Here is a 9,746-nt window from a genome sequence, read left to right on the forward strand (position 1 = left end):
AAACGGACGCTGGGAATCCGGGAGGTGTACGTTTTGCCTTTTCAGACCGATCCGCTTGCGGGCGGCGGCAGCCTGGAATCGGAACTACGCGCACTGCTTGCCGGTATACTGGAAAAAGGGGGTGGACGGAAAAAAAGAAGCCTTTTTCAGCGCAAATGAAAAGAAATGTAAACATTTATATTTCGGAAAGCGGGATTTTTATGCTAAAATTAATCGTTGTATGCCCTGCGGAATATCCATGATTTTAAATATAGATAGGAGCTTGCGGAGAATTTATGAGTTTACTTACTGTGGAAGACGTCGCCCACAATTTCGGGGACCGTCAGCTGTTCAAGAATGTATCGTTCCGGCTGCTCGCGGGTGAGCATGTCGGTCTGGTGGGAGCGAATGGCGTCGGCAAGTCGACGCTGATGAATATTTTGACGGGCAAGCTGCTGAAAGACAGCGGCAAGGTGGAATGGACGCCGAAGGTACGCTACGGCTACCTGGACCAGCATACAGTGCTGACGCCGGGCAAGACGATTCGCGATGTGCTGAAGGACGCATTCTTGCCGCTGCTTGAGCTGGAGCAGGAAATGCTGGGCATTACCGAGAAGATGGCCGACGCTACGCCCGAGGAACTGGAGCTTCTGCTGGAGCAGATGGGCGAAATCCAGGAGCAGCTTGATATTGGCGATTTCTATCTGATCGACGTCAAGGTCGAGGAGATGGCGAACGGCCTCGGGCTGTCCGTAATCGGGCTGGACCGGGATGTGGCGAGCCTCAGCGGCGGACAACGGACAAAAGTGCTGCTGGCCAAATTGCTGCTGGAGAAGCCGAACGTGCTGCTGCTTGACGAGCCGACCAACTATCTCGATGTGGAGCATATCGAATGGCTGACCAATTATTTGAAGCAGTATCCGTATGCTTTCATGCTGATTTCTCACGACACGGAGTTCATGAACAAGGTCGTCGATGTCGTCTATCATCTGGAATTTGCGAAGCTGACGCGCTATACGGCGAACTATGAGAAGTTCCTGGATATGGCGTACATTAACAAGACGCAGCATATTGACGCTTACGAGAAGCAGCAGGAATTCATCAAGAAGCAGGAGGATTTCATCCAGCGGAACAAGGCGCGGTACTCAACGTCGGGACGGGCGAAGAGCCGGGAGAAGCAGCTTGAACGTCTGGAGCGGATCGACAAGCCGGAAGAAGCCGTCAAGCCTACGTTCCAGTTCAAAGAGAGCCGGGCAAGCGGCAAGACGGTATTTGAGGGCATTGACTTTGAGATCGGCTATGACCGTCCGTTGCTGCCCAAGCTGAACATGACGATTGAACGCGGCGAGAAGATCGCCATCGTAGGCTGCAACGGGGTCGGCAAATCAACGCTGCTGAAGACGATTCTGGGCGTTATTCCGCCGCTTAGCGGGAAGACCTACCTGGGCGACTTCCTGCAACCCGCCTATTTCCAGCAAGAGGTCAAAGCCGGCAACATCACGCCGATCGACGATGTCTGGAATGAGTTCTCCGGCCTCAATCAGCATGAAGTACGGGCGCATCTGGCACGCTGCGGCCTCAAGAACGAGCATATTACCCGTCCGCTGAACATGCTGAGCGGGGGAGAGCAGGCCAAGGTGCGGCTGTGCAAGCTGCTCATGCGCGAGAGCAACTGGATTCTGTTCGACGAACCGACGAATCATCTGGACGTTGTCGCGAAGGATGAGCTGAAGCGGGCGCTCAAGGAGTACAAAGGCACCGTTCTGCTCGTTTCCCACGAACCCGATTTCTATGAAGATTGGGTAACCAAAACGTGGAACGTGGAGCAGTGGTCCACACAATCCGTCTAGAGCGCGAAAGCTTTGCCCAGAATTTAAACGATAAGTCCGGGAGACGGCGAACAGGCCGTATGACCCGGACTTTTGAGTATAGGAAGGGGACATAAGGGGATGGAGAGAGATCTAGACAGAGAGAATACGGCTTCCTCGGGCGCCGGAAGAGAAGGACGATATTCCCGCCAGGTGCGGTTTACGCCGTTTGGCGAAGAGGGCCAGCGGAAGCTCGGTGAAGCGAGCGTGCTGGTCGTTGGAGCCGGAGCGCTTGGAACCGGCATGGCCGAGACGCTGGTCCGCTGCGGAGTCGGACGGGTCGTTATTGCCGACCGGGATTATGTGGAATGGAGCAATCTGCAGCGCCAGCAATTGTATACGGAGGAGGATGCGGAGCGCCGCATGCCGAAAGCGGCGGCGGCCAAAGCCAGGCTGTCGGCGATTAACTCCAGTGTGACGGTGGAGAGCCATATCATGGATGTCCGCGCGGAGGAGCTGGAGGCTCTTGTGCCGGGAATCGATCTCATTATGGACGGTACGGATAATTTCGATACCCGGCTTATTCTCAACGACATTGCGCAGAAGCATGGCATTCCATGGATATACGGTGCCTGTGTGGCCAGCTACGGAGTCACCTATACGTTCATTCCCGGCGAGACACCATGCCTCAACTGTCTGCTCGGCACCGTTCCGCTGGGGGGCGACACCTGCGACACGGCGGGAATTCTGCCTCAAGCCGTCCAGATGGTTACATCGAACGCAACCGCCGAGGCGCTCAAGCTGCTCGGCGGGCGCAAGGAGCAGCTCCGCCGGAAGCTGCTCACCTTCGACATCTGGCGAAATGAGTATCAGGAAATCGGCGTCGCCGCCGCCCGCAAGGAGCATTGCCCGTCATGCGGCAAAGAACCGGTGTATCCGTATCTGTCCGCAGCGAACACGGAGCGCAGCGACGTGCTCTGCGGGCGGAACACCGTGCAGATCCGTCCTGCCGTCCAAAGCTCTATCTCGCTTCCGGACACCGCAAGCAGGCTGTCCAGGCTCGGACTGGGTAAGGTGGACATTAACCCGTATCTCGTCTCCTTTAATGACGGGGACTACCGGGTCGTCATCTTTGCCGACGGCCGGGCGCTCGTACACGGGACGAATGACATGTCGGCGGCGAGAAGCGTCTATCACCGCTACTTTGGATAAACAAATACGGCCATCCGCTGAGGAATGGCCGTTTTATTTTGGGGAAATCTAGACCTATCAGCGCCGGATTCCATACGGGGCTTCACCGGCGGATATGGGGGATTTCCATGGATGAGAGTATAATTTGGTTCTTCCCTGAAGGGAAGGAGGAACACGAGGTTCAGCGCGCGTCGCATGAACCGGCTAGCGGACGGGCGGTTATCAAAAGCGCGCTTCATGATACGGGCCTGTCCGTAGTGGAAATTACGGATATGGAGAGTCTTCGGGAGCGCTTGGCGCAGCGGGAAGCCGCTTTGCTGCTGGCGGAGCTTCCGGACGGCGGGTCATGGGAAGGCTGGGATAGGATAGCTAACGCCCGGGAGAACGGAAATGATCTTCCGGTGCTGGTTATATCCGGCCTGCAAGGCGGAGAAGCGGCCGAGGCCGCGTTCAGGGCGGGAGCCAACGACTATATGGCCCATCCGCTGCATCCCGGCGAGCTGCGCTGCCGCGTCGAGAATCTGCTGGCGCTCACGAAACGGCGGCGTGCGGGCGGCACGCTTAAGCTTGGCGGTCTGCGGCTTGAGCCGTCCCGGCGGCGGGCCGTGCGCGACGGCCGGGATTTGAAGCTGACCGCCAAAGAATTCGCGCTGCTCTATTATCTGGTAGCCAACAGCGGCGAGATTTGCTCCCGGGAGGACATATTACGGCATGTATGGGGATACCATTTCCATGCGGGCACCAACGTGACGGACGTGTATATCCGCCATCTGAGGCTTAAGGTCGACAAGGGGCACCGCCAGAAGCTGATCCACACGGTTCGCGGCGCCGGTTATGTAGTAAAGGCGCCGGATATGGCGCCATAAATGTAAATTGATACGTCCAGCAAGCGGTATTTCGAGCGATTACAGAACGCGGCGGGCTTTCAGATACGTCCTCTTCCAGTTGCCCGAGTTCAGGTCGGAAATGGTAACGCCCGGCGAGCCGTAGGTGTGCAGAATTTTACCGCTCCCGGCATAGACTGCCACGTGAGTGACGTTGCGGCCGTTGGCCCGGCTGCCGCTGGAGAAGAATACAAGATCGCCTGCGCGCAGATTGGATTTGGAGACGGCTCTGCCCACTTTGGATTGCGCTACCGAAGTTCGGGGCAAGGAAACGCCGTATTTGCCGTAAATATATTTGGTAAAGGAAGAGCAGTCGAAGACCCGGGTTGTCGATGTGGAAGCCCCGAACTTATAAGGGATTCCCAAATAGTTTTTGCCAAGGCTGACTATTCTCTGGCCTGTTGTGGATGCCGATGCGGCTTGCGCGGTCGGTGTTGCTTCGCCGCTTGCCATGAGTCCGCCAAAGCCAATAGCTGTACATACGCCAACAGCAAGCACTTTTTTGATGAGAGTTGCTTTATTCATGTATATAATACCTCCAATGATGTTTTGTTGTTTGTCCAAGCAGTTGTCCCGGCTCGTTCGTAGTATAACAGGTTTGAAACGGCCTAAAATTTGGATGAACAGGCTGGAAGTCATGGCGGATCAAGGTTGTAAGCGTATTATTAAAAATGGATTAAAAGTAACAAAATATTAATCTCTACAAATCCCCACTTGCCAAAAAAGACGGATAAACCCTTGTGGCTAAAGGGAATCCGCCTTTTTAAGAAAGAGTATAAAGTTACAAAGATGTCTTTAATTTTAGGGATTCGGCTTAATCTTTACTCTGAATGATAAGCAGAAGTCCGCTCAGAATCGTAACGGTCCCCGTCGGCGCAACCAGCCGGTTGCTTATCCCGAGCGATTGGCCCAGCTTAAGCGTTGCGTCGGTTAGCGGATATTGAAAGCCTTCAAGGGTAATCCCGGTGACTTCAGGAGTCACGGGCAGCAGGGACACATACGTATAGCCACGTTCCTGAACAAGAGCCTGGGAGCCGGTAATCGTGACATAATTATTGAGATCCATGATCGAGCAGCTGATCTGGCGCTGAAGCACCCGGGTCATCATCTGGATGCTGGCCAGCGTTTGATCGAGCCGTGTGCCGGTGACGCCGAAGAGGAGGATATCCTCCGGCTGCTGCTTCAGGGCAAGATCCAGCGCAAGCTCGCTGTCGGTCAGATCCTTGTCCACGGGGTCGCAGGCAATGACCTTGGGGCATTGTTCTTCAATCCGTCTGAACTCTTCTTGAGTAATGGAATCGAAATCGCCTACAGCTATATCAGGAATAACGCCATGAGCAACAAGAAACAGCGCTCCTTTATCGGCGCCGATAATGAAATCTTCGTCATCTAGCTCGCGTAAAAACAGCTCGGACAGCTCTCCGCCGGCAAAAATAACGGTTCTGCGTGCTGGCATCACAAACCTCCTTCCGCTTTGATGCAATTTTTTTGTAATCCTGACCTAGTATAAAGCACATTGAAAGGTTGTACAATTGCAGGGCGCGGAGCTAAAATGGGGAAGATGCCTTATCATGCCGCCGGAAAGAGGCGCTTGCAGGTTTGAAAAATGCTGAAATAATCAGGGGGTAGAAGCTGTGCTGAATGTGCTGTTTGTCTGCCTGGGGAATATTTGCCGTTCTCCGATGGCTGAAGCGGTCCTGAGGGACAAGATCGTAAAGGAAGGGCTTGAACAACAGATATCCGTGGACTCCGCCGGCACCGGGGATTGGCATATCGGGAAACCGCCGCATGAGGGGACAAGACGGATGCTGGACCGGTACGGTATCAGCTATAAAGGGATGGCGGCAAGAAGAGTCGGCAGCGAAGACTTCCGCCAATTCGACTATATCATCTGCATGGATAACTCCAACGGAGCCAACGTGCGGAAAGTGTCCGGAGGCGAGGAGGCGAAGCTCATGTACTTTATGGATTTGCTGCCGGAAGAGAGTCTTCGGGAGGTGCCGGACCCTTATTTTACAGGCAACTTTGAAGAGGTCTATGAACTGGTTGATGCGGGCTGCGGGGTTTTGCTGGACAAGCTGAAACGGGAGCTGTCATAAAAAGTAAAAGAAGAGGGCTGCGGTTCTCTTCCTTCACCCTCTTGTGAAAGCGCAAACATTGCCTTGACAATGATTTGTTGGAAGTTGTTCACCATTTTGGGCGTTCAAGCCCTGTTCAGGAGTTTAAGAAATACCGTAGCGATTCCGGCAGCTCCTTCTGCCAAAAGCCCCAGATATGGCGTCCTTCTTTTTCCCGGTAATCCACCTTGGCGCCGCGTTCCTCAAGCAGCTTCTTCGCATCCCGGTTGAGCTGCACAAAATCATACACACCCGTGTCCGTCTCATAATCTCTTTCCTGGAGGCCCACGACCATGTTGATCTCAAGCCGGGAAAGGTCGGTTTCGTCCTCAAGCCATTCCAGTGTGAGCGGATAGAACGCGCCGGAAAGACTGAGCACGCGGGTGAACAGCTCCGGGTAGCGGAGGGCGAGATGGAGCGAGACGCTTCCGCCAAGCGAATCTCCGGCGAGAATCCGTTCGCCCGGTGTGCGGCGCGCTGGATAATTCTGCTCGACATAGGGGATAATTTCTTCGGCAAAGCAGGTAAGGTACTGGTCGAACCGGGTGCCAAAAGGCGCATATTCCTGGGTCCTGACGGCTACGTTGACTTCAACCCCGACAATGATAAAGGGTTCTGCGTCTTCTTCAAGGATCAGCCTGCCTGCTATGGTTGCGATTCGTCCGAAATTAAAGAACTCCTCCCCGTCCTGGCAGTAGACTACGGGATAGCTCAGCAGCTCGTTATAGCCCGGAGGAAGATAGATGCGCAGCTTGCGATGCTCTTGCAGGCTTTCACTCCAAAGGGTATGTTTTACAATTGTACGTTTCAGAAAAACAGAGTCATCCATGATTCATCAGGCACCTTTCCTGTCGGATTTTGCAATGGGTCCGGTAATAAGTTAAAATTGACTTTGTGGCAAAAATCATTTACTTTTTGAAAAGCCGCGTTTCTGTTATATGAAATTTACATTCCTGTTATACATACAAGAATTACGTAAGGTTAAATAATCTGCGTAATTCTTTGACGAAATTGACGAAACAGGTATATAATAATTCTATAACAGTCGCAGGCAATATTCAAATTGTTATTCAAATTTTTTCATTGAGGTGAAGATAATGAGTAAAGTACCTTACGAGGTTTATACAGAGGACGTTGAGGCGCTCACGGTTCTTTCCCCGGCCGGAGAAGTGATCAATAAAGAGAAGATGCCTGAGCTTACCGATGATCAATTAAAAGAAATTGCTTACCGCATGATTTTCACCCGCACCTGGGATGACCGTGCCGTTAACCTGGGCCGTCAGGGCCGCCTCGGCTTCTACGCTCCGACTTCCGGACAGGAAGCGACGATGGTCGGCAGCGAGTTCGCTCTGGAGAAGGAAGATTTTGTCTGCCCGGGCTACCGCGATATTCCGCAGCTCGTCTGGCATGGCCTGCCTCTTCACCAGGCATTCCTGTATTCCCGTGGCCATCAGCACGGCGGTGAAATCCCTGACGATGTCAGCGTGCTGCCTCCGCAGATCATCATCGGCGCCCAGATTCTGCATGCCACCGGCATTGCCATGGGCTTTAAACTGAAGAACCAGAAGAATGTCGCTATCACCTATACCGGTGACGGAGGCTCCTCCGAAGGCGATTTCTACGAAGGTCTTAACTTTGCGGGACGCTTCAAGCTGCCGGTAATCTTCTTCGTGCAAAATAACGGCTACGCTATCACAACGCCGTTCGCGAAGCAAACCGCTTCCAAATCGATCGCCCATAAAGCGGTTGCCGCCGGCATTACCGGCGTAAAAGTGGACGGCATGGATATTTTTGCGGTCATTCAAGCGGTTAAAGAAGCCGCCGAACGTGCCCGGAATGGAGAAGGGCCTACCCTGATCGAGGCTGTTACGTACCGTTTCCGTCCGCACTCCTTGTCCGATGACGCGAGCAAATACCGCACCAAAGAGGAAGAGGGCGAATGGAACGAGAAGGACCCGATTGCCCGTGTGGTCAAGTATCTGGAATCCAAAGGTCTGTGGAGCGATGAGGATACGCAGCGCGTGAAGGACGAAGCGAAGGCGAAAGTGAACGAAGAAATCAAGCTCGCCGAAAAAACCGAGAAAATGACGATCTCCGGGCTGATCGACAGCATGTTCGAAACGACGCCGAAGGATCTTGAAGAGCAAAAAGCCGATTTTGAATAAGGAGGAGACCTGGCTATGGCACAAATGAATATGAAAGAAGCGATTCGCGACGCAATGCGCGTCGAATTAAAACGCGATCCAAGCGTCCTGATCTTCGGCGAAGACGTCGGCCATGTAGGCGGCGTATTCCGGGCGACGGAAGGACTGCAGAAGGAGTTCGGCGAGGAGCGCGTATTCGATACGCCGCTGGCTGAGTCCGCGATCGGCGGTCTGGCTGTGGGTCTTGGCGTGCAAGGCTTCCGGCCGATTGCCGAAATCCAGTTCGTCGGCTTTATCTTTGAAGCCCTGGACCAAATGGTTGTTCAGGCGGCACGCCTGCGCTACCGCACCGGCGGCAAATATAACGCTCCGATCGTCTTCCGTACGCCGTTTGGCGGCGGCGTCAAGGCGGCCGAGCTGCATACCGACTCCCTGGAGGGACTGCTCGCGCAAAGCCCGGGCATTAAAGTAGTCGTTCCTTCCAATCCTTATGACGCGAAGGGCCTTCTGATCTCGGCTATCCGCGACAATGACCCGGTATTCTTTATGGAGCATTTGAACCTGTACCATGCTTTCCGCACCGAGGTTCCGGAAGGCGACTACACGGTTGAAATCGGCAAGGCCAACGTCGTCCGCGAAGGCTCCGATGTTACGATTATCGCTTACGGCTTGATGGTACATACGGCCACCAAGGCTGCCGATGAACTCGAAAAGAGCGGCATCAAGGCCGAAATCATTGACCTGCGCACCGTCAGCCCGATCGATATCGATACGATTGTGGAATCCGTGAAGAAGACGAACCGCGCCATTGTGGTGCAGGAAGCGCAAAAGAGCGCCGGTGTCGCCGCCGAAGTCATTGCGCAGATCAACGAAAAGGCGATTCTCCATCTTGAAGCTCCCGTCCTGCGGATCACAGGACCGGATACGGTATATCCGTTCGCCCAGATCGAAGACACCTGGCTGCCCAATCCCGCCCGCATCATTGCCAGCGTGAAGAAAGTTCTGGAATTTTAATCGTTATTTCTCATAGAGGAGGTTTTCGATCGTGACAAAATTCAATTACCCGTTCCCCGAGCTGGGCGAAGGCCTGCACGAAGGCGAAATCATCAAGATGCACATCAAGGCCGGGGATAAAGTGACCGACGAAGACATTATTATGGAAGTGCAGAACGACAAGGCAGTCGTCGAAGTTCCTTGTCCCGTTAACGGCACCGTTCTGGAAGTGCTTGCCAAGGACGGCGACGTGTTCCGTGTAGGCCAGACGGTAGCGGTTATCGACGCCGAAGGCGACATTCCGGAGCAGGAGGGCGGACATGCCGAGGAGCAGAGCGCGCAGGAAGCCGATTCGGCAAAAGGCAGCGCGGACACGGCCTCGTCTCCGGCGGCGGTCAGCCCCGCAGACGCGAAAGCCGGCGAATCGGGCGGCGCGGAAGCCGTTCCGGCACCGGACCGCGACGTTCTGGCTACGCCAAGCGTGCGCAAATTCGCCCGCGACAACAGCGTGGATATTTCCAAGGTGAACGGCAGCGGCAAGAACGGAAAGATCACCCGTGAAGACGTTGAAGCCTTCCTGAACGGCGGGCAGGCGGCAGCTCCGGCAGCGGCAGCGGAAGCAGCCTCCGA

10 protein-coding genes are annotated in these 9,746 nt (G+C 54.5%); 7 read left to right on the top strand and 3 right to left on the bottom strand.

Annotated elements, in window-relative coordinates; all coding sequences use genetic code 11:
* Positions 1 to 275 precede the first annotated feature (275 nt).
* The 3 genes from L692_RS0110515 (at position 276) to L692_RS30595 (ending at position 3,844) form a co-directional block, all read left to right on the top strand.
* Positions 276 to 1,829: an ABC-F family ATP-binding cassette domain-containing protein gene (locus L692_RS0110515; RefSeq protein ID WP_025699646.1), complete on the top strand. Its 1,554-nt coding sequence runs from the start codon at positions 276 to 278 to the stop codon at positions 1,827 to 1,829.
* Between the two features lie 99 nt (positions 1,830 to 1,928).
* Positions 1,929 to 2,999 (top strand): ThiF family adenylyltransferase, encoded by a 1,071-nt coding sequence (locus tag L692_RS0110520; protein WP_025699648.1) that lies wholly within the window; start codon positions 1,929 to 1,931, stop codon positions 2,997 to 2,999.
* A gap of 107 nt (positions 3,000 to 3,106) precedes the next feature.
* A complete protein-coding gene (locus L692_RS30595) occupies positions 3,107 to 3,844 on the top strand; it encodes a response regulator transcription factor (protein WP_025699649.1) in 738 nt (245 codons plus the stop codon).
* A 39-nt stretch (positions 3,845 to 3,883) separates the two neighbouring features.
* Here L692_RS30595 and L692_RS0110530 read toward each other — a convergent pair whose 3' ends face one another.
* Together L692_RS0110530 and L692_RS0110535 are read right to left on the bottom strand one after the other, a co-directional pair.
* Positions 3,884 to 4,387, bottom strand: coding sequence for a C40 family peptidase (locus tag L692_RS0110530; protein WP_025699650.1), 504 nt, complete (start codon positions 4,385 to 4,387; stop codon positions 3,884 to 3,886).
* A 289-nt stretch (positions 4,388 to 4,676) separates the two neighbouring features.
* Entirely contained in the window at positions 4,677 to 5,318 is a 642-nt protein-coding gene (locus L692_RS0110535) for a thiamine diphosphokinase (RefSeq protein WP_025699652.1), read from the bottom strand.
* A 178-nt stretch (positions 5,319 to 5,496) separates the two neighbouring features.
* Between L692_RS0110535 and L692_RS0110540 the strand changes: the two genes are divergently transcribed.
* Positions 5,497 to 5,961: a low molecular weight protein-tyrosine-phosphatase gene (locus tag L692_RS0110540; protein ID WP_025699654.1), complete on the top strand. Its 465-nt coding sequence runs from the start codon at positions 5,497 to 5,499 to the stop codon at positions 5,959 to 5,961.
* 115 nt (positions 5,962 to 6,076) lie between these two features.
* On the opposite strand, the gene L692_RS0110545 is transcribed toward L692_RS0110540, so the two are convergent.
* Positions 6,077 to 6,808, bottom strand: a complete 732-nt coding sequence (locus tag L692_RS0110545) for an alpha/beta hydrolase (RefSeq protein ID WP_025699656.1) — start codon at positions 6,806 to 6,808, stop codon at positions 6,077 to 6,079.
* A 268-nt stretch (positions 6,809 to 7,076) separates the two neighbouring features.
* Between L692_RS0110545 and pdhA the strand changes: the two genes are divergently transcribed.
* The 3 genes from pdhA to L692_RS0110560 form a co-directional block, all read left to right on the top strand.
* On the top strand, positions 7,077 to 8,144 hold the full coding sequence (pdhA, locus tag L692_RS0110550) for a pyruvate dehydrogenase (acetyl-transferring) E1 component subunit alpha (protein WP_025699658.1): 1,068 nt from the start codon (positions 7,077 to 7,079) through the stop codon (positions 8,142 to 8,144).
* 15 nt (positions 8,145 to 8,159) lie between these two features.
* Entirely contained in the window at positions 8,160 to 9,137 is a 978-nt protein-coding gene (locus L692_RS0110555) for an alpha-ketoacid dehydrogenase subunit beta (protein ID WP_025699660.1), read from the top strand.
* Positions 9,138 to 9,168: 31 nt separating this feature from the next.
* Positions 9,169 to 9,746 (top strand): biotin/lipoyl-containing protein (locus tag L692_RS0110560; protein ID WP_025699661.1); only part of this gene is annotated, 578 nt, incomplete at its 3' end.

The organism is Paenibacillus forsythiae T98, assembly GCF_000520735.1.
GTDB classification, from domain to species: Bacteria; Bacillota; Bacilli; order Paenibacillales; family Paenibacillaceae; genus Paenibacillus_AQ; species Paenibacillus_AQ forsythiae.